The organism is Streptomyces sp. NPDC007901, assembly GCF_042959465.1.
Classification (GTDB): Bacteria; Actinomycetota; Actinomycetes; order Streptomycetales; family Streptomycetaceae; genus Streptomyces.
Genome location: NZ_JBIBKW010000013.1, coordinates 289,074 through 313,540 on the forward strand (window position 1 = coordinate 289,074; position 24,467 = coordinate 313,540).

A 24,467-nucleotide genomic window follows, 5' to 3' on the forward strand; every position below is an offset into this window, starting at 1 on the left:
CTTCGGGGCGCGGGTGTACCGGCGTTCAGATGGGCAGGGAGACGCCCAACTCGTGTGCGCGCTCGGTGAGTTCGCGCCATACCTTCGGCGCCACGGGAATCCCCTTCTCGCCCCGCTCCTCAGCCTTCGCCGCGCTGCGCTCACCCGGGTAGAAGACGCCCTCCGCGCCCTCGGCGGGTGGCAGGGCCTTGAGGGTGGTCAGGGTGTCGTCGACCGCGGTGACGAAGGCAGCCGGGTCGCCGAAGGCAGCCGGGTCGACGGCGATGAGGAGGGCGTTCTGGCGGTGTTGGCGGTCGCCGGTGTGGAAGGAGGCGAAGATCGGGGCGCCGACCAGGACGCTGGTGAGGAGTTCGAAGGCGAGGGACATGCCGGAGCCCTTCGCACCGCCCAGGGGCAGGGGCATGACGGCCTGCTCGGGGTCGGTCGTCGGGGTGCCGTCCGCGGTCGCGGCGGCGCCCTCGGGCAGGGGCGTGCCGCTCGCCTTCGCCTGGCGGATCTTGCCGAGGGCGATGGTGGCGGTGGCCATGTCCAGCAGCAGCGGGGCGTGTTCACGGGCCGGTACGGCGATGGCGAGGGGGCTGGTGGCGACGGCCGCGCCCTGGACGCCGGTGTAGCCCATGTTGGGCATGCCGGCCACGAGTCCGAGCCCGACCAGGCCCTGTTCGGCGATCCGGGAGACGTAGTAGCCGATGGCGCCGGTGTGGACCGTACGGCGGACGCCCACCGAGGCGATGCCGGTGTCGCGGGCCCGTCGGACCGCCTCGTCGGCGGCTGCGGTGAGGGCGACCGGGCCGGGGGCGCGGTCGGCGTCGAGGACGGCGGCGGCCGGAGTGGTGGACTCGGTCCTCATCTCCGGTCGCGCGTTGGCGACGCCCTTGGCGAGCAGGTCCAGGTAGGCGGGGACCCGCGCGGTGCCGTGCGAGTCGACGCCGCGCTGTGCGGCCCAGACGAACACGTCGGCGGTGGTGCGGGCGTGCTCGGCGCTCAGGCCGCCCTTCTCCAGGAGGGCGGCGCAGAAGGCGCGCAGTTCGTCGGCGGACACCAGGATCCTGGTGGGGGTGTCGGGCATGGTGGTGGTGTGTCTCCTGGCTAGCGGGTGACGAGGACGTCGACGACGGCGGCGGTGCCGTCGTCGACGGCCTTGAGGGCGCGGCGGAGGGCGGGCGCGAGTTCCTCCGCGGTGTCGACGGTCTCGGAGTGCAGGCCGAACGGCTCGGCGAACGCGGCGAGCCGGGGCAGCCGGTGCAGATCGGTGCCCAGCCACTCGCCGGTCTCGGCGGCGGCGCCGTCGGGGTAGAAGCGGCGGTGGTTGAGATTCATCGACTTGTAGACACGGTTGTTGAACACCACGATCAGCAACGGCAGTTCGTACGCCTTGGAGGCGTCGTACGAGGGGATCACCGGGTTGTAGGTGAAGGCGCCGTCGCCGATGGTGAGGACCACCGGGCGTTCCCGCGCGGCGAGTTTGACGCCGAGGGCGACCGCGATGCCCTGGCCGAGTCCGCCCTGGACGTAGAAGAAGGAGTCGGGGTCGGCGGTGCGCAGATGGCGCCGGACGGCTCGGCTGTGGGTGATGGTCTCGTCGACGACGACGCCGTCCCGGCCATCCAGCAGTTTGCGCAGGGTGGCGGCGACCAGCACCGGGTCGACGCCCGGGGACCCGGGGTCCTCGCAGGCCTTGATCTCGGCCCGGGCAAGGGCGCCGGTCTCCTCGGAGTACCGCGTGTGCTGGGCCGCGCGGCGCGCGGCGACGGCCGTCTCGTCGAGGTCCTTCGCCCGCTTGGTGAGCTGGCGCAGGGTGTTGGCGACGTCGCCTTCCAAGTACGTGTCGGCGAAGAGCACTTGGTAGACGACGTGCGGGCGCTGCGGCACCTCGTCGATGACGACGATCTTCGCCTTCGAGGGGCGGCGGGAGGGCGGGTAGAAGGGCGCCCGGCAGTTCACCAGGAGGATGAGGTCGGCCGTGTCCATCCAGGGCCCGATGTCGCTGCCGGCGTGCAGCGGGTGGGTGCGCGGGAAGTTGCCGCAGACCGCCGAGTCGGGCTCGACGACCGGGATGTTCCAGGCCTCCGCGAACGCGACGAGGGCCTCGAAGCCGCCCGCCTCGCGGCCCGCCGTCTCCGTGACGATCACGGGGTTGGCGGCCTCCCGGATCAGCTGTGCGACCGGGTCGACCTCCTCCGGGGAGCTGTGCGTGGAGCCGGGCGGCACGACGGGCTTGGCCTCCCGGCCGTCCCAGTCCTCCAGGAGGATCTCCAGGGGGATGTTGAGGTAGGCCGGTCCCGCCGGGGCCCGCCAGGCCAGTTCCGCCGCCCGGGTGATCATGGTGGGCAGGGTGTGCACGCTGGCGGCCTCGGTCGACCACTTGGTGAAGGGCCGGGCGACGCCGTGCGGGCCGCCCACGATCGACAGGTTGCGGTACCACTGGCCGCCCGGGTCGTGGCCGGGGGCGTCGCCGTAGGTCGTCGACTCCGAGGAGGCGACGACCATGGGCACGCCGGCCAGCAGCGCGCCGTGCACGGCCATCGAGCCCTGGAGAAGGCCCGGGGCGGCGTGCAGGAGCACGCCCTGCGGGCGGCGCTTGACCAGCCCGTAGCCGGTGGCCATGCCGACGGCGACCGTCTCGTGGGTCAGGTCGAGGTATCGCGGTGCGGGGGCGCCGTCGCGGTGGCGGCGGGCCAGCGCCTCCCACACCGGGGCCCACTCGGACCCCGAGGAGCAGAAGACGTAGTCGGCGCCCATGGCGTTGAGGGCGGAGACGACGGCGTCGCCACCGTCGGTTGCCGGGGTGGTGGTCATCGTCCGTGTTTCCTCAGCCCTCGATCGGCCAGTTCAGGACCTCGGAGATACCGCGGCCCAGAATCCATTCAAGCTCCTCGGGCGTGAAGTCCCAGTGCTTGGTGAACTGCTCGATCGTGTCGGTGTAGGTGATGCCGTGGCCGAGCAGCCGGGTGATGTCGGTGCCGTAGAAGCAGCGCTGCGGGCCCATCTTGTCGACCATCTCGCGCACGTACTTCTGGATGTTGTTGTTCGGGAAGGGCTGCGTGGAGTAGCCCGGCAGCGCCGACACCTTCACGTAGACGTTCGGGTGGGCGGCCAGGTCCGCGGTCTCCTGGACCCAGTAGCCGATCGCGTCGTCGACACAGCGGGCCATGATGCCCATGTGGTCGATGATGATCTTCAGCTCGGGGTGCTTGGCGGCGATCTCGCCCAGCTCACGCTTCCAGATCGGCGCGTGCACCATCGTGGGGATGCGCAGTTCCTCGGCGAGCGGCCAGTACCAGTCGTTGGTGCCGTCGATCATCCAGTTGCGGTCCTGCGGCCGGTGGAAGGTGAGTCGGGTGCCCTTGACGTGCGGGTTCTGCGCGAAGTCCTTGAGCATGGCCGTGCCCTCTTCGGGCTTGTTCTGCGGGATGCGGGCCATGATCCCGAACCGGTCCGGGTGGGCCTCGCAGGCCTCCAGGGCGTAGTCGATACGGTCGCCCTCCCAGGACGGCGGCAGGATCAGCGCGCGGTTCACGCCGGCCTCGTCCATCAGCTCCAGGGCCTCCTCGTAGGAGAAGGGGTCCTCGCGGTGGCCGTTGAGACGGATCCGCTCACGGGCGCCGGGCACCCAGGGGCGGTCCGGGGTCTCTTCCTTCCAGATGTGGATCTGCGTGTCGACGACGAACATGGCGTGAACTCTCTTTCCCGGTGAGGATCTTGGGGTGGTGCGGAAGGAACGCTAGGCGTCCGGTGCGCTCTTGCGGAGATCCCGGAGCGCAAGCTGTTGTTGCGCGGAAGTGCCCTGTTCACAGCGGCCTTTCAGGCCCCGGAGCGGGTACCCCGGGAGCCGTCGAAGACTGCGGCGGCGATGTGTTCGGCGATCGCCATGGAGGCGGTGGCGGCCGGCGAGGGCGCGTTGCGCACGGCCGTGATCCGGCCGACCTGATGGATGCGGAAGTCGTCGACGAGCGTGCCGTCGCGGTCCAGCGCCTGCGCCCGTACGCCCGCTCCGCCGCGCACGACGTCACGGACGCCGACCTCCGGGACGTACAGCCCGGCGTCCTTCATGAAGGCGGCGGTGGAGAAGGAGCCGCGGTACTCCCTGATGCCGGTGCGCCAGTGCTGGGCGGCCATCCGCCAGGCGCCCGGGTAGGCGGCGAGGGCCAGCAGGTCCCGGGGCGAGACGCGGCTGCGCCGGTACCCCTCCTTGGCGAGGGCGAGGACGGCGTTGGGGCCGACCTCCACCGAACCGTCGACACGCGGGGTGAAGTGCACGCCGAGGAAGGGGTAGCGCGGGTCGGGCACCGGGTAGACGAGCCCGCGCACGAGATGCCTCTTGTCGGGCTTCAGCAGCATGTACTCGCCGCGGAACGGGATGATCCGGGGCTCCGGCCTGTCCTGCGCCAGCCGGGCGACGGAGTCGGACTGGAGGCCGGCGCAGAGGATCAGCCGGTCCACGCGCACCCGGTCCTGGCCGGAGGCGACCTCGATGCCGCCGGGGACGGTGGTGATGGACGTGACCGGGAAGCCCAGCCGTACCTCACCGCCCCCGTCGACGACGTCCTTGGCGAAGGCGCGGGCGACCGCCGGGTAGTCGGTGATCGCGGTGCGCGGGGAGTGCAGGGCGGCGACACCGCCGGCGTGCGGTTCGATCTCCCTGATCTCCTCGCGGGAGACCTTCCGCACCTCCGGCACGTGGTTGTTCTTCGCCCGGGTGTACAGGTTCTCCATCCGGCCGAGCTCGTCCTCGCGCACCGCCACGACCAGCTTGCCGATCTCGTCGTACGGCAGCCGCCGGTCCTGGCAGTACTCGCGTAGCAGGGACACGCCCCGTACGCACAGGTCGGCCTTGAGGCTGCCCGGGGTGTAGTAGATGCCCGCGTGGACCACGCCGGAGTTGTGGCCGGTCTGGTGCCGGGAGACCTCCCGCTCCTTCTCGAACACCACGACCCGGGTGCCGGGGCGGCGCAGGGCGATCTCGCGGGCCGTGGCCAGGCCCACGATCCCGGCGCCGACCACGCCGATCGTCTCGTCAGCCATCGGCCCGCTCCGGGACACCGATGTTCACGGCCACCGTCTTGACGCGCGTGGAGAACCTCAGGACCTCCTCGCCCTGCTCCTTGTAGGCCGTACCGGAGTCGTGGAAGCCGCCGAACGGGAGGTGGACGTCCCACCCGGTGGTCGTCGTGTTGACCGCGACCTGCCCGCACTCGGCCTCGTCGGCGAAGCGGTACGCGGAGCCGAGGTCGCGGGTGAACACGGCGGCGGCGAGGCCGAAGGCGGAGTCGTTGACCGCCTCGACGGCCGCGTCGAAGCCGTCGACCGCGCGGACGGCGAGGACGGGTCCGAAGACCTCCTCGCGCCAGACGGCCATGTCGGGCGTGACACCGGCGAGGACGGTGGGCCGCACGTAGCAGCCGTGCGGCCGCTCGGGGTCCGTGCCGCCGCCCGTGAGCACGGTCGCGCCCTGCTCGACCGCCGTGTTCAAGTCGGCGAGGACGCTGTCGCGCTGCTTCGGGCTCGACAGCGGGCACAGGGTCGTCGCCGGGTCGCCGCCCGGGCCGGTCCTCAGCGCCCGTACCTCCGCGACCAGCAGCGCGACGAACTCGTCGTACACCGGACGCTCGACGATCACCCGGCTGGTGGCGGTGCAGCGCTGTCCGGCCTGGCCGAAGGAGGCGGCCGCGACGGCCCGGGCGGCGGCCGGCAGGTCGGCGTCGCGCAGCACCACGGACGCGTTCTTGCCGCCGAGTTCGCCCTGGAAGCGGACGTTGCGGTCGGCGAGGCGGCGGCGGATGCGGTTGCCGACGGCGTTGGAGCCGGTGAAGGTGATGCCGGTGATCCGGGGGTCGTCGAGGAGCGCCTCCTCGATCTCGGCGGTCCGGCCCGTGACCACGTTCAGCACCCCGGCCGGCAGCCCCGCGTCGTGCAGCGCGCGGGCGAAGTGCAGTCCCGCCAGCGGGGTCTCGCCGGCCAGCTTGAAGACGGCCGCGTTGCCGGTGGCGAGCAGCGGGGCGAGCTTGCGGGCGGGGGTGATCAGCGGGTCGTTCCAGGGGCTGATCACCAGGATCACGCCGATCGGCTCGCGCTGGGTGTGCGTACGGTGGTGGGGGCGTACGTCGTGCAGGAGGGTGCCGTAGCCCTGGCGGGCCAGGCCCGCGTAGTACTCCAGGAAGTCGGCGGCCTTGAGGGTCTCGCCGGTGGCCTCGGCCAGCGTCTTGCCGTTCTCGGCGGTGACGTCGGCGGCGATCTCCTCGACCCGTTCCCGGATCAGCCGGGCCGCCTCGGTGAAGACACGGGCCCGCTCGAAGGGGCTGGTGCGCTTCCAGACGGCGAAACCGCGCTCGGCGTGGTCGTAGGCCCGGGTGACGTCCTTGGCGGACAGCGCGGGGACGCGGGCGAAGGGGGTGCGGACGTCGGCGGGGTCGTGGACGTCGATCCATTCACCGGTCGTCACCCACTCCCCGCCCAAGAGGGTTTCCAGGGTGCGCATGGAGATCACTTCCTTCGTCGTCCGCGGTGCCGCCCGTGCGGGGCCGGATGCGACAACACACCATGTGGGAGGGGGTCCACCAGCCCCGTGGGGGCAGGCATTGGTTGCGCCGTGCGCGCGTCGGCGGCCGGGTGATCCGTGGTGGAATCGGCGGGTCGGACACGTCCTGAGGAGAGATCGCATGGCATACGCAGTCGTCGCCCGGTACCGCTGCGCACCGGCCGACGCGGACGCGGTGCGCGCCGCGCTGCACCTTGCGCAGGCCGCTTCCCGTACCGAGCCCGCGAACCTGATGTACGAGGTGCACGCGGTGGAGGGGGAGCCGGGTGGGTTCCTGCTCTATGAGCGGTACGTCGATCGGGAGGGGTTCGAGGCGCACAAGGCGGCTGAGCACTTCAAGGAGGTTGTGGTGGGGGTGGTGTGGCCGTTGCTTGTCGAGCGCACGGTGACTTTTGCGGAGGTGCTCTAGCGTCGGCCGTCTCAGAGGCGCGGGTGGAGTGTGGTTCTCGCGCAGTTCCCCGCGCCCCCAAAAGAAAGGGGCGCTGCACGAGCGCCCCTTCAGGGGCGCGGGGAACTGCGCGACCGGCCACGACGGGCCCGCAGTCAGAACTCGTTGCCCCAGCAGTACCGGGCGATGGTCTCCACCAACACGAGCTTGCGGCGCTGGTTCTCCGCCGTCAGCAGAGGCCTCGACGCCACGTCCGCGAAGCCCCTCGACGGTGATACGGCGCCGTCCTCCAGGTCCTTGAACTCGCCGGCCGCGTCGATGCGGGACATCACGGTGTCGACGTCCTCCAGGTCGGGCGCCGTCGCGTCGACGACGCCGAGGCAGAAGTCGCGTTCGTCGGGCAGTGCCCTGAGCAGATCCAGCTCCGCCGGCGTGCCCTGGTCGAACGGGAGGATCCAGCGGTCGGCGCCGATGGTGTCGTAGAGGTGCTCGGCGCGGGTGCGATCCAGTTCGGCCGGGGCGGTCCAGCCGGGGGCCATGCCGATCCGGACGCCCTCGGGGCGCTCGTCCAGTCGTACGGCCAGGGCGTCGACGGCGAGGGCGTCCGCGAAGGACAGGGCGCCGGGGTCGGCCGGGTTCGACCCCAACTGGCCGAGCAGCAGGGGGTTGTTGAGCTGGATCAGGCGGACGCCCTTGGAGAGGAGCAGTTCGATCTCCGCCCGGACGATCTCCGCGAGGGCCTCGCCCAGTTCGCGGGCCGAGGAGACGCCGAGGCCCGGCTGGAAGGTGGTGGCCGCGAGGTAGGCCGGGGAGGGCAGGGCGGCCTTCGGGGCGATCACCGTCAGGTCGGCGAGCCGGGCGGCCCGGTCTGCGAGCAGCGGGCCGTTGGCCTTGGGCAGCGACTCGGCGATCCAGCGGACCAGGCCGTCGGGGTCCGTCTCGTCGGTGCGGCGGAAGCCCGACACGGTGTCGAGGACGGCAGCGCGGAAGTCCTCGCGGGGGAAGTCGCCGTCGGTGACGACGGTGGAGCGCAGCTTGCGCTGGTAGGCGACGGCCTCCCGGACCGCCGCGTCGACGGCCTCCGGGTCGGCGGTGGACAGGCCGGGCGGGCGGACCAGGCTGCCGTGGTGGTCGATGCGGTAGTTGAACGTGTCCGCCATGGTGTCAGTCCTTTCCGCCGGTGACGCCCCACGCGGCGAACTCCAGTTCGTAGCCGAGGGTCTTGAGGACCTCCTCGGCGATCCGCTGGTCCTCGTCCGCGGTGCCGCCGGCGATCCCGAGGCCGCCGATGATCTCGCCGTCCTTCTTGATGGTGACGCTGCCCTCGGCGGCCATGATCGGGAGGGCGGCGCCGGGGAGCTGGGAGAGCTGGGCGAAGAAGACGGGCTGGCTCTCCTGCCACTTCTTCAGCATGGGGCCGGGGCGCTGCATGACGGCCGCGGTGTAGGCCTTGGCGCGGGCGATGTCGGGGGTGAGCGGGCGGGCGCCGTCGGGGCGGCGGATGGCGATCGGGAAGCCGCCGGCGTCCACGACGGCGACGCTCACCGCCTTCCCGATCTCCTGGGCGCGCTCGTGGGCGGCGCCGATGATCTCCTCGGCGGCGGCCAGGGTGAGGCTGGTCATGCTGCTTCCTTCGGTGCGGTGAGGGTGCGGCGGAGCCGGGCGACGGCCGCGTTGTAGGCGTCGGGCGCCTCCCAGTACATGGAGTGCGGGGCGTCCGGGACGATCTCCAGGTGGGAGCCGGGCAGCAGTTCGTGGGCGCGGGTCACGGTCTTCACGCCGAGGACCGCGTCCTTCTCGCCCGCCAGGAAGGCGACCTTGACGCCGGAGGCCCCGATCTCCTCCAGGGAGGGGCCGTCGGTGTCGAGGTTGCGCAGGTCCTGCATCTTGGCCACGTTGAACGTGCCCATCTGCTGGAAGAGGAAGGTGAGGTCGGCCCGGTCCCGCTGGAACGTCTTGGTGAGCAGCCGGTCGATCACGGGCAGCTTGACGGCCTCCGCGCGGTCGGCGGCGGCGAGTTCCTTCAGCTCGGGGTGGCTGATGCCGCCGAGGGAGTGGCCGAGGACGACCGAGGAGACGCGTTCGGGGCGGAGCAGGCCGGCGCGCAGGGCGGCGACGGAGCCGATGGACTGGCCGACGAGCATGGCGTCGGTGATGTCCTCCTGGTCGAGGACGGCGACGACGTCGCCGGGGAAGTCCTGGCCGTCGAACTCGTCCATGGAGGAGTCGGACTTGCCGAAGCCGCGCAGGTCCACGGTGAGGACGGTGAACTCGTCGCGCAGCGCGGCCACCTGCTGCCACCAGGCGGCGTGGTGTCCGCCGCTGCCGTGCACGAAGAGGATCGCCGGGCCGCTGCCGTGGCGCTCGTAGTAGATGGCGGTGCCGTCGGAGTCGGCGAGGGGCATGGGGTGAACTCCCGTACTGATGCGCTTAGTTGGGGCGGCGGCCGTGATGGACGAGCTCGATCATGGTGTGGTCGGGGTCGTGGATGTAGCAGAACTTGGACTGGTTCTCGGGGCGTTCGATCGGCCGGGTGTGCCGGATGCCGAGCTCCGTGAGGTGGGCGAGGAAGTCGTCCCAGTCGTCGACCTCGACGGCGAAGTGGTAGGGCGCCATGCGCTCCATCTCCTCGACGGGGGTGAAGTGCAGGTCGAAGTTGCCCCGGGTCATCAGCACCACGCGGGTGTTGGACTTGGGCTGGATCCGCTTCATCCCGAAGACCTCGGTGTACCAGGCCGCGGTGCGATCGGGGTCGGTGGTGGGGAAGTTGACGTGGTGGATGTAGCGGGGTTCCGCGCTCATGAGTGGTTCCCTTCCAGGTGTACGGGGTTGGACAGCACGCCGATGCCGCTGATCTCGACGTCCACGGTGTCGCCGGGCTCCAGTTGGCAGGTGGACTCGGCGCCCATCCACAGCACGTCACCGGGGTGCAGGGTGATGTGCCGGGTGATCTCGACGATGTGGTCGTACGGGTCGAAGACCATGTCCCCGGTCGGGAACGCGGCCCGGACCTCGCCGTTGACGCGCAGGGTGGTGGTCTGGGCGAGCGCGTCGACGTCGGTCTCGATCCAGGGGCCCATGGGCTTGAACGTGTCGCTGTTCTTGCTGCGCCAGAAGGTGCGGTCCTGGTGCTGCCAGGTGCGGGCGCTGACGTCGTTGCCGATGGTCCAGCCGAACACGGCGTCGCGTGCCTGGTCGTGGTCGGCGTGCCGGAGCGTGCGGCCGATGACCGCGACGAGTTCGGGCTCGGCCTCGAAACGTCCGGTCACCTCGGCGGGCCGGACGATCGGCGCACCGTGCCCGGTGAGCGCGTTGTTGGCCCGGTAGCCGACCTCGGGGCGCTCGGGGGTCGTGGTGCCGGCGTGCTCGATGTGCCGGGGGTAGTTGTAGCCGACGGCGTAGAAGACGCCCGGTACGACGGGCGGCAGCCAGACGGCGTCCGTCACGGGGACCGTGCCGAGGACGTCGAAGCCGCCCTCCAGCGGCGAGCCGGAGAGCAGTTCGACGTCCTTCTCCCCCACCCGCCCCCAGACCGGTCGGCCGTCGATGGCCACCCGTGCGAACCTCATGGCGTCAGCAGGTGGGAGACGCGCTTGGTGACCAGGTAGGCGTCCAGCGCCTCCGGCCCGCCCTCGCGGCCGTACCCGCTGTCCTTCACCCCGCCCGACGGCGCCTCGTGCACCGAACCGCCGCAGTGGTTGAGGGAGAGGATGCCTGCCTCCAGGCCGTCGGAGAGCCGCTCGGCGGTGGCGGCCGACTCGGTGAAACCGTAGGCGGCCAGGCCGTACGGCAGTGAGTTGGCGGTGGCCAGGGCCTCGTCGAGGTCGCGGAAGGCAACGATCGGCGCGAGGGGCCCGAACGGCTCCTCGGACATCAGGTCCGCGTCCGCCGGTACGTCGGTGAGGACGGTCGGCGCGAAGAAGTAGCCGGGGCGGTCGAGCCGTTCGCCGCCGGTGCGGACCGTGGCGCCCTTGCCCACCGCGTCCGCGGTGAGCCGCTCGATCGACCGGAGCCGGCGCTCGTTGGCCAGCGGTCCCATAGTGGTCCCCTGGACCAGGCCGTCGCCGGTGACGACCGACTCGGCGGCCTTCACGAACTCGGCGGTGAAGTCGTCGACCAGGGACTCGTGGACGAGGAAGCGGCTGGGCGAGGTGCAGACCTGGCCGGCGTTGAAGAACTTGGCCTGGGCGGCGCGCCGGGCGGCCTGTCCGGGGTCGGCGTCGGCACAGACGATGACGGGGGCGTGGCCGCCGAGCTCCATCAGGGACGGCTTCATGACCTTGCCCGCCTCGGCGGCGAGGAGCTTGCCGACGGGCACCGAGCCGGTGAAGGCGATCATGCGGGTGACCGGAGAGGCGATGAGGTGGGCCGAGACCTCGGCGGGTTCGCCGAAGACCAGGTTGAGCACGCCCGCGGGCAGTCCCGCGTCCGCGTAGCACTCCACCAGGGCGGCGGCCGTCGCCGGGGTCTCCTCGGAGGCCTTGATGATCAGCGAGCAGCCCGCCGACAGGGCCGAGGAGATCTTGCGGTTGGGGCCGCCGACCGGGAAGTTCCAGGGCACGAAGGCGGCGACCGGGCCGATGGGTTCGCGGCGGACGGTGAGGACCGTGCCGGGCGCGGACGGGACGATACGGCCGTACGCGCGGCGGGCGTCCTCGGCGTGCCAGCGCAGGGTCTCGGCGGTGCGCTTGGCCTCGCCGGTGGACTCGGCGAGGGTCTTGCCCTGTTCCAGGGTCATCACCCGGCCGATCTCGGCGGCGCGTTCGGCGATGAGGTCGGCGGCGCGGTCGAGGATCGCGGAGCGCCTGGCGATCGGGGTCGCCCGCCACACCCGGAAGCCCTCGGCGGCGGCTTCGAGGGCGCGGTCGAGGTCGGCCGAGGTGGCGAGGGGGACCTCGCCGATCGTCTCCTCCGTGGCGGGGTTGACGACGGGGGCGGTCCGTCCGGAGCCGCCCGGGCACCACTCGCCCGCTATGTACATGCGGACGGCGGGATAGCCGTGGTCGGTGGTCATGAAGGGGTGCCCTCTCAGATTCAGGAGGCGGTGGGGGCTTCCTGGTCGCGGTTGGTGCGCAGGGCCCAGATGTGGTGCGGCGGGGTCGTCTCGTGGACCCGGGTGCCGTAGGTCGCGTCGGCCCGGTCCATGTCGGCGGCGTACTCGACGCGGCCGCCGCACGGGGCGTGCAGGAAGCGGAAGACGTTGGAGCCGATGGTGTGCCGGCCGAGCCTGCGGGCCTCCCGCCAGCCGTGCTCGATCATGTAGTTGCCGCCTTCGATGACGTCGTCGAAGCCGGGGACCTCGTAGGCGATGTGGTTGATCCCCGCCCTGTCGGGGCGGTGGCAGAGCAGCATGGTGTGCTGGTCGTCGTCGCCGGGCGCCTGCATGAAGACGCCCATGGGCTCGACCACGTCGGTCGGGCGGAAGCCGAGCCGGTCCACGTAGAAGCCGACGGCCGCCTCGCACCCCTTCTTGGGGATGTTCAGGGCGACATGGCACATGCGCAGGGGGCGGACCCGGGTGATGGGCTCCAGGGCGGTGTTCCAGCGGTTGACGTGGCCGAGCGCGTTGGCCGGGCGGGGCTGGACGGGCGCGGGCTTGGGGCGGGCCAGGGTCAGGCCGACGCCGAAGCCGGTCTCGTCGACGGTGTGGTGGACGCCGTCGGCGCTCTCGCGGACCTCGCGGTCCCGGCCGGCCGACGTGACCAGCCGGTCCAGCTCCTCGGGCGTGTCGACGCCCCAGACGACCTCGCGCAGCGTGGGCCCGTCCTCGACGGGGGCCGGCAGCAGCGGGCCCGGCAGGGTGTCGAGGTGGAGGGTCTGGCCCGTGCGGGTCTCGAAGACCGCGTGCTCGTCGGTCAGTTCCAGCTGGTACAGCCCGAAGTCGTCGAAGAACCGGGCGCATACGGCAAGGTCGTCGATGCCGTAGGTGACCGATTCGATTCTCTGGATTCCCATGGATTCCTCGTTTCCGGGTCGCCCCGCGAGCGTAGATTTCGGCGCGCGGGGGCCTCAATGCCCTGAGCTCTACGGAATGCGCAAGCGTTTCTTGCGGCCCCCGCTATGCGCGGATCGCGGGAATCGGGTTCTGCGCGAACCACTCGGCGAGGAAGTCCAGGAACACGCTGACCTTGCGCGGGGTGTCCTGCCCGGGACCGTAGATCGCGTAGAGCGGGCGGTCCGGTACGGCGAGGTCGGGCAGCAGCACCCGCAGGGCGCCGGAGACGAGGTCGTCGTAGACGGGGCGCTGGGGCAGCAGGGCGATGCCGCGGCCGTGCACCGCCGCCTTCTGCAGGGCGATGTAGGAGTTGGACGAGAAGGCGATGTTGCGGATCTTGTGCAGGGTGCTGGCGTGCCCGTGGCCGATCCGCCACACCGGGTCGTTGACGTGCACCAGGCAGTCGTGGGCGGCGAGGTCGTTCGGGTGGGCGAGCGCGCCGCACCGCTCGATGTACTCCTCGGCGGCGCACAGCACGAACGGCAGCGAGGCGATCTTCTTCAGCCGGACGCTGGAGTCGCGCAGATCGCGGGTGTGGAACGCGACGTCGAATCCGCTGTCCAGGAAATCGTAGGTACGGTCGGACATTCCGCCGAGTTCGAACCGGACCTGGATTCTGGGGTGCGCCGCCGAGAAGGCCGCTATCGCGTCGCCGAGATCGAGGCTGCCTATCCACTTCGGACAGATGACACTGAGGGTGCCCTCGGGCCGGTCGTGGAGCTGGGCGATGCCCGCGTCCTCGGCCTCGATCTCGTCGAGGATGCGCGCGGCGAACTCCGCGTAGCGCCGGCCGGGCTCGGTCAGGCTCACGGAGCGAGCGGTGCGGTTGACCAGGCGGACGCCGATCTGCCGCTCCAGTTCCGCCACGTGGCGCGAGACCAGGGAGCCGGACGAGCCGAGTTTCTTGGCGGCTCCGCTGAAACTGCCGACCTGGGCGACGGTGACGAAGCTGTGCATGAGGAGCAAGCGGTCCATTTTTCCTCCGAGGGCGCGCGTGCGGCTCGCGCCGGTCACCCACACAAATCGAATGTCGGCAATCTTGTCAACGTATCTTCGCTTAAAAGATCAGCCGCGTTTCTCATGGTCAGGCCGGGGATCAGGCCCCGTCCGGGGTGATACGGCCGTAGCCGCGGATGTCCGGGAACGGGGGCTCCCGGTCGGCCTGGAGGTCCACCTGGAAGGTGTTGAGGCACATGCCGAGCATGGTGAAGTTGCCGAGCGCGCCGATGGTGTCGACCAGTCCCTTGGCGCCGAAGTGCTCCAGGGCGCGGGCGAAGGTCGCGTCGGTGACGAAGTGGTCCTCCAGGATCTCCCGGCAGAACCGGTAGAAGGCCTGGTCGGCCTCGTCGTCGAAGACCGCCTCGCGCTTCTCGGCGATGGCCTGGACGGCGGCCTCGGGGATGCCCGCCTCGATCGCCTGGTGGACGTGGGCGTTCCAGGAGTACTGGGCGTCCCAGTTGCGGGCCGCCATCAGGAGGGTCAGTTCGCGCAGGTGCTTGGGGAGGCTGCAGTCGAACCGGGCGAAGGCGCCCAGGGACTCGGCCCGTTCGCACATCTCCGGGCTGTGCAGCCAGACCCGGAACGGGCCGCGGACGGCGCCGCGGCGCCCGGCGATCCGGGCGGCGAGCTCCTGCTGCCGCGGGTCCATCGCGTCTTCGCTGAGAACGGGGAGCCTCATGGGGCCGGTACCTGCCTTTTCTCTCCGGCGGCCTGGGTTGCCCGGTGACGGTACCGCCGGTTCCGGGCGCCGCACCCACCTCGTAGCGCAAGGTAAAACTGCACGCCAGGGAGCACCCACGAGCCCGTTCACGACCTAGCCTCGGTCGGCGTATCACGTCGCAGTGGAGAGGAATCCCCGATGACCACGATCATCAAGGCCGCGTCCGTGCCCCTGCTCGACCGGGGTGGCGCGGTCCTGTCGACACCGCTGATCACCACACCGTCGGCGGGCGGGGAGAACCTGATCACCAGCGGGATGAGCGTCTACCCGGTGGGCTCCGGCGCGCCGTTGCACTCGCACAACTGCGACGAGCACGTGACGGTCCTGGAGGGTGCGGCGGAGGTGTGGGTGGACGGCGAGGTGACCCGCCTGGAGCGGTTCGACACCACGTACGTCCCGTCCCCCGTCCCGCACCTGTTCCGCAACGTCGGTGACACTCCGCTGCGGATTCTGTGGGTGTACTCCTCGGGGTACGTCACCCGGACCTTCACGGAGACGGGGAAGACGGTCGAGCACCTCTCCGCCGAGGACCAGATGGGCTGAGCCCCGTCCCCGGGGACGTCCCGCGCGTCCCACGGCACGCGGGGACGACATGGTGCCGTGCGGCCACGGCAATCCTCCGAATCGTGATCACGCTTCGTGGTCACGAGCACGACAGCACGGAGGTTTCCATGTCCCGACGGATCCTGAAGAGCGGGCTGCTGGCCACGGTCGCGGTGTTCGCGTTCCTGCCCACGGCCGGGGCCGCCACCGCGAGCGCGGCCACCCCGATCCCCGCGCCGCAGGGAATCGTGCAGTACTACAACTACACCACCCTCCCGGCGCCGGCGGTCCACCGCCTGCACCACCGGCACCACACGTACCGGAGCGTGGGCCGGGTGACCACGAGGCACCACGTCCGCCTCAACGTCCGCTCCGGCCCGAGCACCCGCTACCGCGTGGTCGGCCACCGTCACAACGGCCGGCTCGTCCCGGTGACCTGCAAGACGTACGGCGGTTCGGTGCGCGGCACGCACACCTGGTACCGGCTCCCGCACCACAAGGGGTACGTCTCCGGCCGCTACGTCCGGGTCGGCCACGCCGTTCCGTGGTGCTGACGGTTCCGTCCCGTCGTACTCCCTGATCGCACCGGCCTGTTCGGGAACCCCGTGTTCCCGAACAGGCCTTCGACATGACCCCCCTGATTCACCGTCTTCACACCCGTCCGCCGATTGCGGGCCCCGTCTCCCTGGGAAGCCATCCCGACAACAGGGGCGAAACGCCCATAGCGTTATGAAGTCGAGGCACGCGACATGCGGCACCCCGAAGGAGCGACCACCCCGCCGGACGACGAACCGGCGGCGAGACTGCGCGAACTCAAGGAGCGTACGGGGCTGAGCCTGGCGGCACTGGCCGCCCGCACCCCGTACAGCAAGTCCGCCTGGCACCGCTATCTCTCCGGCGCCAAACGGCCGCCGCGCCCGGCCGTGGAGGCCCTGGCCCGGCTCGCGGGCGCCGACCCGGCCGCCGTCCTGGCCCTGTACGACGCCGCCGAGGAACCCCCGCTCGCCGAGCCGGCCGAGGAGCGGCGGCCGGCGGGGCGGCGGTGGCGGCTGCCGCTGACCGCGCTCGCGCTGTTCACCGTGGCCGGGGTGACGGCGGCGGCCGTGACCGTCTCGGACCGGCGCGGCACACCGGGCGCGCAGCCGGTGTCGGCGGCGCCGCGCTGCCATGGCCGGTCCTGCCAGGGCGAGCTGCCGGACGCGTCGGCGTGCGCCCGGGACGCGCAGACCAAGACCACCGTCACCGGCACCGCCTACGACGTGCGGCTGCGCTGGTCCCCCACCTGCGGTGCCGCCTGGTCCGAGGTGCGGCTGCGCTCCGCGCACGCCCGGGAGGTCTCGGTCCGGGCCGGGCAGGACGTGCTCTCGGCGAGCTATCCGGCCGAGGACTCCGTCGGCTACACCAGCCCGATGCTCGCGGTGCCGACCCCCCGGGGCGTGGAGGCGTGCGCGGAGGTCGGGGGGCAGCTGGCATGCACCGGGCTGGAGGGGCAGCCGGACGACGAGTAGACGGCATGAGGGCGCCGCGCCCGTGGAAGGGGCGCGGCGCCGGACCGGTCGGGGGCACCGGTCAGTGGGCGGCGACCAGTTCCTCCCGGTCGGCGCAGGCCTGCGGCTGGCGGGCCGAGCGCAGGGCGGCGATGCCGATGAAGACCATCGAGGAGACACCGGCGAGCGCGAAGGCGGTGAAGCCCCAGTCGCCGTTGCCCGCCGCGAGCAGCTGGCCGCCGAGCCAGGGGCCGAAGACGGCGCCGAAGCGGCCCATGCCCGAGGTCCAGCCGACGGCGGTGGCGCGGTTGTCGGGGGTGGAGCGGATGGAGACGGTCGCATAGATCATCGTCTGGGCGCTGTTGAGGAAGACGCCGGTGAGGAAGACGACCAGCGTGGTCACGCCCATCGGCATGTGGACGCTGAGCAGGTAGACGCCGACGGCGGTGAGGGCGAACCAGACGGCCGAGATGCGCGGGGCACCGAACCGGTCGGCGGCGCGGCCGGCGACCAGCATGCCCACGATGCCGCCGAGGTTGAAGACGACGACGAAAGTCAGGGCGTTGGCCAGCGCGAAGCCCTCGGTGCGCATCAGGGTGGGCAGCCAGGTGGCGACACCGTAGACGAGCAGCAGACCGCCGAAGGAGGCCAGCCAGTAGAGCAGGGTCTGGAGCCACTCGCCGCCGCGGAACAGGTTCTGCAGGGCGTCCCAGCGGTCGGCAGCGGTCTTCTTCGCGGCGACGGCGGGCAGTTCGACCTCGTAGCGCTCGGCCAGGGCGCCGGCCTCCTCGGTACGGCCCTTGGCGACCAGGAAGCTCAGCGACTCCGGCAGGAACTTCAGCAGGACGGGGACGAAGAGCAGCGGGAGCACGCACACCCAGAACGCGGAGCGCCAGCCGAACGGGTCGATCAGCCACTTGGCCACGTAGGCGGAGAGGATGCCGCCCGCGTGGTGCGCGGTCATCAGCAGACCGATGGTGATCGCCACCCGGCCGCCCTTGGCGTAGTCGGAGACCATGCTGATCGCGGTCGGCAGCAACCCGCCGAGGCCGACGCCGGCCAGGGTGCGGCCGAGGCCGAAGACCGCGACGCTGCCCGAGATCGCGCAGATCCCGGAGGCGAGCGAGAACAGCGTGACGCAGCCGACCATCAGCTGCTTGCGGCCGATCCGGTCCGCGACCGTGCCCGCGGTCAGGGCGCCCACCAGCATGCCGAAGGTGGCGTAGGAGCCGAGGTCGCCGGCCTGGTCCGCGGTGAGGCCGAAGGTCTTGGTCTCCAGCAGGTGGGGCAGCACCGAGCCGTAGATGAACATGTCGAGGCCGTCGAAGAGGACGGCCAGCCAGCACAGGCCGACGACCAGCAGAGCCAGTTTGCCGCCGCGAGCGGACAGGGCGGGGGAGGAGGACATCTTTGTTTTCCTCTCGTCCAGGAGGCGTTCCCTGGAGGGGATCTGTGAGCGGGCCGCGCGGCTCGTGCGGCTGACCCGTGGTGCGCTAGACGTTAAGGACCCGGATCTGATGTGTCAACGTTTTTGTTAACAATCTCAGTGGAGCGAAAGGCGGCGTGAAAGACGGAGCGAAAAGGGGGGTGCCCGACGACGCACAGCAGCACGTCGCGCACCCCCCTGCCGACCGGAGACGGGTCAACCGACCGGTGGTGTCCCGTGGGTGTGGAAGGACTCGATCGTCTTCAGACCCCAGGCCTGCCCCTTGGCGCGCTCGGCCTCGGTCCAGGTGATCAGCGGCCAGTCGGGGGCCAGCACCAGCCGGGTGAGCGGGTTGCACAGCTCGATGCGGTTGCCGCCGGGCTCGTAGACGTACAGGAAGAACGTCTGCTGGATGGCGTGCTTGTGCGGGCCGGTCTCGATGAACACCCCGCTGTCGATGGCCAGATCGGCCGCGCGCAGCACGTCCTCACGGGTGTCGGTGGCGAACGCGATGTGGTGCAGGCGTCCGGCCGAGCCGGTCCAGTCGGACGTGTAGACGACGTCGTACGACTTGTTCGTGAAGGTCAGCCAGCGGGCGGCGATCCTTCCCGTGTCGAGCCGGATCTGCTCGGTCGGCCGGGCGCCCAGCACCTGTTCCTGGAACTCGGCATTGGCGAGCACGTCGGCGGCCAGGAAGTTGACGTGGTCCAGACGCCGCACCCCCACACCTCGGTTGGGCTTGGCCTGCGGCTGGTTCTTCAGCGCCGGTTTGAGCTCCTCGGGAGCCTGGTAGTACTCGCTCTCCCAGTAGAGGGCGTGCTCGTGGCCGTCCGGGTCGGTGGTGACGTAGAGCTTGCCGAGTCCGGGCTCGTCCTCGACCCAGTGGCCGGCGCCGCCCGCCTCCTCGATCGCCTTGATACGGCGGTGGAGGGCCTCCTCGCCGGAGGTGCGCAGCGCGAGCCGGCCGAGGCCGGGCTGGTCGCGGGCGGTGAGGACCAGGCTGTGGTGCTCGTAGTCGTCGAACGTGCGCAGGTAGACGGTGTCGCCGTCCTGGCCGTTGGCGGTCAGTCCGAGGTAGTCGGTGAAGAAGGCGACGCTGGCGTCCAGGTCCGGGGTGAAGAGCTGGGCGTGGCCGATATGGGCGATGTCACCGAGGGGCGGAGCCATCGTTGCCTCCTTGGGGTCGTGCGGGTGTGGGGGTGGTGCCGGCGGACCGCGGGAAGACGGTGCCGTCGAAGATCTTGCGGGCGGTGCGGACGACCGCGGTGCGGCGGACGGCCGGCGGGGTGCCGTCGGAGCCCGGGTCGACACCGGCGTCGATCTCCAGGAATCCGGTGGGGTGTTCGATGCGGATCCGGTCGCCGTGCTCCGGGAGGCGGGCTATCCCCTCCCCCACGCCACCGGGCAGCCGCAGGCCGGCGGCCACGCTCGCGGCGCCGAGGACGCCGATCGAGGTGTGACAGCGGACGGGGATGAAGGTCCGGGTGGTGACCGCGCCGCCGTCCCGGGGCGCGGCGAGCAGGGTGAGCTTGGGCACGGTGGCGGTCTCGACGTCACCGAGGCCCATCAGCTTCCCCGCCACGAGCCGGATCTCGCGCAGCCGGTCGGCGAGCGCCAGATCCTCCTCCAGGTCCTTGGGCTCCTCGTACCCGGTGACGCCGAGATCGCCCGCGGCGATGAGCACGGTCGGCATGCCGTTGTCGACGCAGGTCACGGCCGTACCGGCGACGGTGTCGCGGACGTTCCCGGTGGGCAGCAGCGGGCTCTCCCCCGCCGGGAACTCGATCACCACCGGGGCGGCGGTGCCGGGCACGCCGGAGATCTCGGCGTCCCCGGTGTAGTCGACCCGCCCGCCCGGGGTCGGGAAGGTGGCGACGGCCGCCTCCCCCGTGTTGAGCATCCGGATCCGTACGGAGGTCTCGCCGTCCCCGGGGGCCACGAGCCCCCGTTCCACGGCGAACGGGCCGACCCCGGCGAGGATGTTCCCGCAGTTCTGACGGTCGGTCACTTCCGGCCGGTCGACGGCCACTTGGAGGAAGAGGTAGTCGACGTCCGACTCCGGGTCGTCCGACACCGAGACGACCGCCACCTTGCTGGTGAGGGGGTGCGCCCCGCCCAGGCCGTCGATCTGGCGCGGGTCGGGGCTGCCCATCACCCGCAGCAGCAGGTCGTCCCGGACGGCGGGGTCGGCGGGCAGGTCCTCGGCCAGGAAGTACGCGCCCTTGGAGGTGCCGCCGCGCATCAGCATGCAGCGCACCTCCGCGGGCCCGGTCATGTGCTGTACTCCTCGTACGTCCGGTACTCGACACCGAGCCGCTGAAGGGTCTCCCGCAGGCCGTAGCGGTCGAGGCCGAGCTGGCCCTCGATGAAGGCGGCGCGGGTCGCGGCCTCCTTGGCCTCGCGGGCCTCGGACTTCTCGACCGTCTCCCGGACCCGCTCGCGCGGTACGACCACGACACCGTCGTCGTCCGCGAGGATCACGTCACCGGGGTGGATCACCTGGCCGTCGATGGCGATCGGCACGTTGACCGAGCCGCCGGTGGCCTTGACCGTGCCCTGCGAGGAGACCGCCCGGGACCAGGCCGCGAAGCCCATCTGCCGCAGTTCCTCGGTGTCGCGGATGCCGGTGTTCAGGACGACCCCGCGCACCCCGCGCTGCTTCAGCGCGGTCGCGAACAGCTCGCCGAACAGCCCGTCCGTGCAGGGCGAGGTGGTGGTGACGACCAGGATGTCGCCCTCGCCGCACTGCTCGACGGCGGCGTGGATCATGAGGTTGTCGCCGGGCCAGCTGAGCACGGTGACGGCCGTGCCGGCGACCCGCACGCCCTGCTGGACAGGCCGGATCTCCGGGCCGAGCAGCCCGCTGCGCCCCATCGCCTCGCTGACGGTGGCGACCCCGAAGCCGGCCAACGCGTCGACGTCCTTCAGCTCCGCCTTCGGCGGGTTGGTGACGATCACGCCGCTCATGCCAGCTCCTGCGCGATCTGCGGGAACGGGCGCATGAACGCCTCGGCCATGGTGTTGTGCGCCAGGCCCAGGTTGGGGCCGGCGTTCCGCTTGAGCTGGACGCCCCGGCGGACGGCGAGGTCCGTGTAGTAGGCCCACAGGTGCTGCTGGGCGCCGAGGCACTCCATCGCCTTGCGCTTGGTGTCCCAGACCTCGGTGATGTCGAGGAGGACCTCGGGCCGGAAGCCGCTCATCTCGGGCTGGTGCGGCTCGAAGTAGAAGACCGGCGGGGCGCCGATGATGTCGCCCTCGCCCGGGTAGCCGATGGCCTGGGCGAGGATGCGCGCCTCCAGGGCCATGCGGTTGGCGGCCGGGTGGTCGCCGTTGTAGGGGTCGTCGACGGGGTGGGTGAGCACGACGTCGGGCTGGGTCTCGCGGTAGACGGCGACCAGCCGGTCGGTCAGCTCGGCGGAGGCGACCAGCGGGTAGTCGCCCGCGTCGAAGAAGCGGACCTCGGCGCCGAGGGCGGCGGCGGCCTTCTCCGCCTCCTCCCGGCGTATCGCCTTGATCTCCTCGAGGTTCCTGCCCTCGCGCCACGCCTTGGCGGACTCGCCGCGCTCGCCGAAGGTCAGGCACGCGATGGTGACCTTCTCGCCCCGGGACGCGGCCAGGGCGATGGCTCCGCCCGCCCGCCACACGAAGTCCCCGGCGTGCGCGGTGACGACCAGAGTGGATCGTGGTGGGGATGGGGGTCCCCCCGGTCGAGCGAAGCCGAGACTGGGGGAGGGCGCGTGGGTCATTGCAGAAATCTCCTTGGTGGACAGGTGTGCGCCCACCCACCCCGGGCGTGCTCAGTCGCGCAGTGCGTCGATCACGCTGGTGAGGTGGGCGCGGACGGCCGCTTCGGCCGCCTGCGGGTCCCTGGCCCTGATCGTCTCGATCATCGCCAGGTGCTCGTTCAGGGAGTGCTGCGGACGTCCCGGACGCAGCGCCAGCTGGAAGCGGTGACGCACCAGTTGGGCGTTGAGCCGCTCCAGCAGTTCCACGGCGGTCTGCTGGCCGGAGATCACCCGGATCCTGGCGTGGAGTTCCTGGTTGAGCTCGGAGTAGGTGACCGGTTCGCCGTCGGCGACGGCCTTGGTCATGGCCGTTCCGAGGTCCGCGAGTTCGGTGAGCTGCTCGTCGCTGGCCGCGACGGCCGCCTTGGCCGCGCACAGTCCTTCCAGGACCATGCGGCACTCCGTGATCGCGACCGCTTCCTCCACGGTCACCACCCGCACCCGCGAGCCGCGGTTGCGGATCCGCTCGACCAGTCCCTGGGCCTCCAGATCGATCAGCGCCGCACGGATGCTGGCCCGTGTCACACCGAACTCCTCGGCGAGCTCGTTCTCCACCAGCCGCTGGGCCGGGGCCATCTCGCCGTGCAGGATCGCCTGCCGCAACAGCGTGAACGCATGCTGCTTGGCCTGCTCTCCGGTGCTCGGACGGGCTTCCTTCGGCATTGCGCCCTCCCTGAGTGAGTGCCTGTCGAACGTAAATCTAGCCAAACAAGATTGTCAACAATTTTGTCTGCCGTATTGCCGCCGCAATCCGCGTACGCGTTCCGGCGTACGCGCGCTCAGCCGGTGCGGTACAGCTCGCTGAGCAGTTCGAGAACCGCCTGCTGGGCGGGGTGCGGATCGTCCCGCCACCAGGCCAGCCGGACGGCGACCGGTTCGGCGTCCCGCACCGGCCGGTAGACGATGCCGGGCCGCGGATACTGGTGGGCCGTCGACTCCGCGGTCACGCCGATGCCCCGTCCGGCGGCGATCTCGGTGAGCCAGTCGTCGACGTCGCGGATCTCCTCGACGACGGGACGCGCGTCGGGCGGCCACAGCTCGGGGGTGGTGGTGCCGGTACGCCGGTCGACGAGCAGGATCCGCCCGCCGATGTCGGCGAGCCGTACGGAACGGCGCCGGGCCAGCGGATCATCGGCGGCCAGGGCGCACAGCCGCCGCTCCAGCCCCACGATGGCCGAGTCGAACCGCCGGTCCTCCAGCGGCCGCCGCACGACGGCGAGATCGCACGCTCCCTCACCGAGCCCGGCGAACGCCGAGTTCACCCGGATCAGATGCAGGTCCATCCCGGGGTACGCCGCGTGCCACCTCCGCTGGAAGGCCACGGTGTGCCGCCCCACCGCCGACCAGGCGTAGCCGATCCGCAGCCGGGTGTGCCCGGAACCGGCCTCCTGGACCAGATCGGCGACGTCCGCGAGCACCCGCCGGGCCCGCTCCACCACCCGCAGCCCGGTCGCCGTCGGCGTCACCTCGCGCGAGGTGCGCCGCAACAGCCGCACACCAAGGGCCCGTTCCAGCCCCGCCAGGGTCCTGGAGACGGCCGCCTGGGACACCCCCAGGGCGATCGCCGCGTCGGTGAAGGTGCCCTCGTCGACGATGGCGACGAGACAGCGCAGCTGCCGCAGCTCGACCTCGTCCATGCGTACAGCGTATAGATCCGAGAGCACATGCATTTTGCGCATGAGCCGACCGGGCGGACTCTGCCGTCATGCGACGAACTCTCGAACGCCCGGCCGCCTCCCCGGCGCTGTCGGCCGGCGTGGCCACCATGTTCGGCAGCGGCCTGTCCAACCAGACCGGCGCGGCCATCGGCTCCCTTGCCTTCCCGGTCCTCGGCCCGCTGGGCGTGGTGGCGGTACGGCAGTACGTCGCCGCCCTCGTCCTGGTCGCCGTCGGCCGCCCCCGTCTGCGCGCGTTCACCTGGCGCCAGTGGTGGCCGGTACTGCTGCTCGCAGCGGTCTTCGGCACCATGAACCTGACCCTGTACACCGCGATCGACCGCATCGGCCTGGGCCTGGCGGTCACCCTGGAGTTCCTGGGCCCGCTGAGCATCGCACTGGCGGCGTCCCGCCGCCGACTCGACGCCGGATGCGCGCTCCTGGCCGCCGCCGGAGTGGTCGTCCTGATGCGCCCCCAGCCCTCGACCGACTACCTGGGCATGGCCCTGGGCCTGACAGCCGCCTGCTGCTGGGCCTCGTACATCCTCCTCAACCGCCTCGTCGGCCGCCGCATCCCGGGCGCCCAGGGCTCGGCGGCGGCCGCGTCCGTCTCGGCGCTGACGTTCCTGCCGATCGGAGTCCTCGTAGCGCTAGGGCACCCGCCGACGGCCGAGGCGCTCCTGTGCGCGGTGGCCGCCGGCGTCCTCTCCTCGGCCGTCCCTTACCTGGCCGACCTCCTCACCCTCCGCAAGGTCCCGGCCCAGACCTTCGGCCTGTTCATGAGCGTCAACCCGGTCCTGGCGGCGGTGGTCGGCCGGGTCGTACTGGGTCAGAGCCTCGGACTGCCGGAGTGGGCGGCGATCGGCGCGGTGGTAGCTGCAAACGCCGTAAGCCTGGCGCCCCGCTAGGGGGGCGGGGCTGTGGTGATGT

The 24,467-nt window shown here is 71.5% G+C and carries 26 protein-coding genes; 5 read left to right on the forward strand and 21 right to left on the reverse strand.

Features of this window, described 5'->3' with window-relative positions:
- Positions 1 to 25: 25 nt before the first annotated feature.
- The 5 genes from ACFZDK_RS36140 to ACFZDK_RS36160 all read right to left on the reverse strand — a co-directional run bounded on the left by ACFZDK_RS36140 (position 26) and on the right by ACFZDK_RS36160 (position 6,478).
- The gene (locus ACFZDK_RS36140; protein WP_390978618.1) at positions 26 to 1,069 is read right to left on the reverse strand and encodes an Ldh family oxidoreductase; all 1,044 of its coding nucleotides are present in this window, start codon (positions 1,067 to 1,069) and stop codon (positions 26 to 28) included.
- 20 nt (positions 1,070 to 1,089) lie between these two features.
- Positions 1,090 to 2,799: a thiamine pyrophosphate-dependent enzyme gene (locus ACFZDK_RS36145; RefSeq protein WP_390978621.1), complete on the reverse strand. Its 1,710-nt coding sequence runs from the start codon at positions 2,797 to 2,799 to the stop codon at positions 1,090 to 1,092.
- Between the two features lie 13 nt (positions 2,800 to 2,812).
- A complete protein-coding gene (locus tag ACFZDK_RS36150) occupies positions 2,813 to 3,673 on the reverse strand; it encodes an amidohydrolase family protein (RefSeq protein WP_390978623.1) in 861 nt (286 codons plus the stop codon).
- A 131-nt stretch (positions 3,674 to 3,804) separates the two neighbouring features.
- Positions 3,805 to 5,025: an L-2-hydroxyglutarate oxidase gene (gene lhgO / locus ACFZDK_RS36155; RefSeq protein ID WP_390978625.1), complete on the reverse strand. Its 1,221-nt coding sequence runs from the start codon at positions 5,023 to 5,025 to the stop codon at positions 3,805 to 3,807.
- Positions 5,018 to 6,478 (reverse strand): aldehyde dehydrogenase family protein, encoded by a 1,461-nt coding sequence (locus ACFZDK_RS36160; protein ID WP_390978627.1) that lies wholly within the window; start codon positions 6,476 to 6,478, stop codon positions 5,018 to 5,020. Before ACFZDK_RS36160 ends, lhgO begins: the two co-directional genes overlap by 8 nt.
- Before the next feature lie 181 nt (positions 6,479 to 6,659).
- On the opposite strand from ACFZDK_RS36160, the gene ACFZDK_RS36165 reads away from it, so the two are divergent.
- Positions 6,660 to 6,947 carry an antibiotic biosynthesis monooxygenase gene (locus ACFZDK_RS36165; RefSeq protein WP_390978629.1) on the forward strand — a complete coding sequence of 96 codons (288 nt, stop codon included), beginning with the start codon at positions 6,660 to 6,662 and terminating at the stop codon, positions 6,945 to 6,947.
- A 134-nt stretch (positions 6,948 to 7,081) separates the two neighbouring features.
- Here the strand turns inward: ACFZDK_RS36165 and ACFZDK_RS36170 are convergent, their stop codons facing one another.
- From ACFZDK_RS36170 to ACFZDK_RS36210, 9 genes are all read right to left on the reverse strand, one after another.
- Positions 7,082 to 8,086 (reverse strand): methionine synthase II (cobalamin-independent)-like protein, encoded by a 1,005-nt coding sequence (locus tag ACFZDK_RS36170; RefSeq protein WP_390978631.1) that lies wholly within the window; start codon positions 8,084 to 8,086, stop codon positions 7,082 to 7,084.
- A gap of 4 nt (positions 8,087 to 8,090) precedes the next feature.
- Positions 8,091 to 8,549, reverse strand: coding sequence for a heme-binding protein (locus ACFZDK_RS36175; RefSeq protein WP_390978633.1), 459 nt, complete (start codon positions 8,547 to 8,549; stop codon positions 8,091 to 8,093).
- The gene (locus tag ACFZDK_RS36180; RefSeq protein ID WP_390978635.1) at positions 8,546 to 9,331 is read right to left on the reverse strand and encodes an alpha/beta fold hydrolase; all 786 of its coding nucleotides are present in this window, start codon (positions 9,329 to 9,331) and stop codon (positions 8,546 to 8,548) included. The genes ACFZDK_RS36175 and ACFZDK_RS36180 overlap by 4 nt, the downstream gene beginning before the upstream one ends.
- Positions 9,332 to 9,356: 25 nt before the next feature.
- Positions 9,357 to 9,728: a VOC family protein gene (locus tag ACFZDK_RS36185; protein ID WP_390978637.1), complete on the reverse strand. Its 372-nt coding sequence runs from the start codon at positions 9,726 to 9,728 to the stop codon at positions 9,357 to 9,359.
- Complete coding sequence (locus ACFZDK_RS36190) at positions 9,725 to 10,495, reverse strand: fumarylacetoacetate hydrolase family protein (RefSeq protein ID WP_390978639.1); 771 nt, start codon at positions 10,493 to 10,495, stop codon at positions 9,725 to 9,727. Before ACFZDK_RS36190 ends, ACFZDK_RS36185 begins: the two co-directional genes overlap by 4 nt.
- Positions 10,492 to 11,940: an aldehyde dehydrogenase family protein gene (locus ACFZDK_RS36195; RefSeq protein WP_390978641.1), complete on the reverse strand. Its 1,449-nt coding sequence runs from the start codon at positions 11,938 to 11,940 to the stop codon at positions 10,492 to 10,494. The genes ACFZDK_RS36190 and ACFZDK_RS36195 overlap by 4 nt, the downstream gene beginning before the upstream one ends.
- 20 nt (positions 11,941 to 11,960) lie before the next feature.
- Entirely contained in the window at positions 11,961 to 12,881 is a 921-nt protein-coding gene (locus ACFZDK_RS36200; protein WP_390978643.1) for a VOC family protein, read from the reverse strand.
- Between the two features lie 103 nt (positions 12,882 to 12,984).
- The gene (locus ACFZDK_RS36205) at positions 12,985 to 13,896 is read right to left on the reverse strand and encodes a LysR substrate-binding domain-containing protein (protein ID WP_390978645.1); all 912 of its coding nucleotides are present in this window, start codon (positions 13,894 to 13,896) and stop codon (positions 12,985 to 12,987) included.
- Positions 13,897 to 14,017: 121 nt separating this feature from the next.
- On the reverse strand, positions 14,018 to 14,569 hold the full coding sequence (locus ACFZDK_RS36210) for a carboxymuconolactone decarboxylase family protein (RefSeq protein ID WP_390978731.1): 552 nt from the start codon (positions 14,567 to 14,569) through the stop codon (positions 14,018 to 14,020).
- A gap of 210 nt (positions 14,570 to 14,779) precedes the next feature.
- On the opposite strand from ACFZDK_RS36210, the gene ACFZDK_RS36215 reads away from it, so the two are divergent.
- The 3 genes from ACFZDK_RS36215 to ACFZDK_RS36225 all read left to right on the forward strand — a co-directional run bounded on the left by ACFZDK_RS36215 (position 14,780) and on the right by ACFZDK_RS36225 (position 16,692).
- The gene (locus tag ACFZDK_RS36215) at positions 14,780 to 15,184 is read left to right on the forward strand and encodes a cupin domain-containing protein (RefSeq protein ID WP_390978647.1); all 405 of its coding nucleotides are present in this window, start codon (positions 14,780 to 14,782) and stop codon (positions 15,182 to 15,184) included.
- A gap of 128 nt (positions 15,185 to 15,312) precedes the next feature.
- The gene (locus ACFZDK_RS36220) at positions 15,313 to 15,738 is read left to right on the forward strand and encodes an SH3 domain-containing protein (RefSeq protein ID WP_390978649.1); all 426 of its coding nucleotides are present in this window, start codon (positions 15,313 to 15,315) and stop codon (positions 15,736 to 15,738) included.
- A gap of 195 nt (positions 15,739 to 15,933) precedes the next feature.
- Positions 15,934 to 16,692: a DUF2690 domain-containing protein gene (locus ACFZDK_RS36225; protein ID WP_390978651.1), complete on the forward strand. Its 759-nt coding sequence runs from the start codon at positions 15,934 to 15,936 to the stop codon at positions 16,690 to 16,692.
- A 61-nt stretch (positions 16,693 to 16,753) separates the two neighbouring features.
- Here ACFZDK_RS36225 and ACFZDK_RS36230 read toward each other — a convergent pair whose 3' ends face one another.
- The 7 genes from ACFZDK_RS36230 to ACFZDK_RS36260 all read right to left on the reverse strand — a co-directional run bounded on the left by ACFZDK_RS36230 (position 16,754) and on the right by ACFZDK_RS36260 (position 23,519).
- A complete protein-coding gene (locus ACFZDK_RS36230; protein WP_390978653.1) occupies positions 16,754 to 18,079 on the reverse strand; it encodes an MFS transporter in 1,326 nt (441 codons plus the stop codon).
- A gap of 234 nt (positions 18,080 to 18,313) precedes the next feature.
- Positions 18,314 to 19,264, reverse strand: coding sequence for a catechol 2,3-dioxygenase (locus ACFZDK_RS36235; protein ID WP_390978655.1), 951 nt, complete (start codon positions 19,262 to 19,264; stop codon positions 18,314 to 18,316).
- Entirely contained in the window at positions 19,245 to 20,372 is a 1,128-nt protein-coding gene (locus ACFZDK_RS36240) for a 4-oxalomesaconate tautomerase (RefSeq protein ID WP_390978657.1), read from the reverse strand. Before ACFZDK_RS36240 ends, ACFZDK_RS36235 begins: the two co-directional genes overlap by 20 nt.
- Positions 20,369 to 21,064: a 4-carboxy-4-hydroxy-2-oxoadipate aldolase/oxaloacetate decarboxylase gene (locus ACFZDK_RS36245; protein ID WP_390978659.1), complete on the reverse strand. Its 696-nt coding sequence runs from the start codon at positions 21,062 to 21,064 to the stop codon at positions 20,369 to 20,371. The genes ACFZDK_RS36240 and ACFZDK_RS36245 overlap by 4 nt, the downstream gene beginning before the upstream one ends.
- Entirely contained in the window at positions 21,061 to 21,843 is a 783-nt protein-coding gene (locus tag ACFZDK_RS36250; protein ID WP_390978661.1) for a PIG-L family deacetylase, read from the reverse strand. Before ACFZDK_RS36250 ends, ACFZDK_RS36245 begins: the two co-directional genes overlap by 4 nt.
- Before the next feature lie 51 nt (positions 21,844 to 21,894).
- Positions 21,895 to 22,545: an FCD domain-containing protein gene (locus ACFZDK_RS36255; protein WP_390978664.1), complete on the reverse strand. Its 651-nt coding sequence runs from the start codon at positions 22,543 to 22,545 to the stop codon at positions 21,895 to 21,897.
- A 116-nt stretch (positions 22,546 to 22,661) separates the two neighbouring features.
- Positions 22,662 to 23,519 (reverse strand): LysR substrate-binding domain-containing protein, encoded by an 858-nt coding sequence (locus ACFZDK_RS36260; RefSeq protein ID WP_390978666.1) that lies wholly within the window; start codon positions 23,517 to 23,519, stop codon positions 22,662 to 22,664.
- A 68-nt stretch (positions 23,520 to 23,587) separates the two neighbouring features.
- Between ACFZDK_RS36260 and ACFZDK_RS36265 the strand changes: the two genes are divergently transcribed.
- Positions 23,588 to 24,445 carry an EamA family transporter gene (locus ACFZDK_RS36265; protein ID WP_390978668.1) on the forward strand — a complete coding sequence of 286 codons (858 nt, stop codon included), beginning with the start codon at positions 23,588 to 23,590 and terminating at the stop codon, positions 24,443 to 24,445.
- Positions 24,446 to 24,467: the final 22 nt, after the last annotated feature.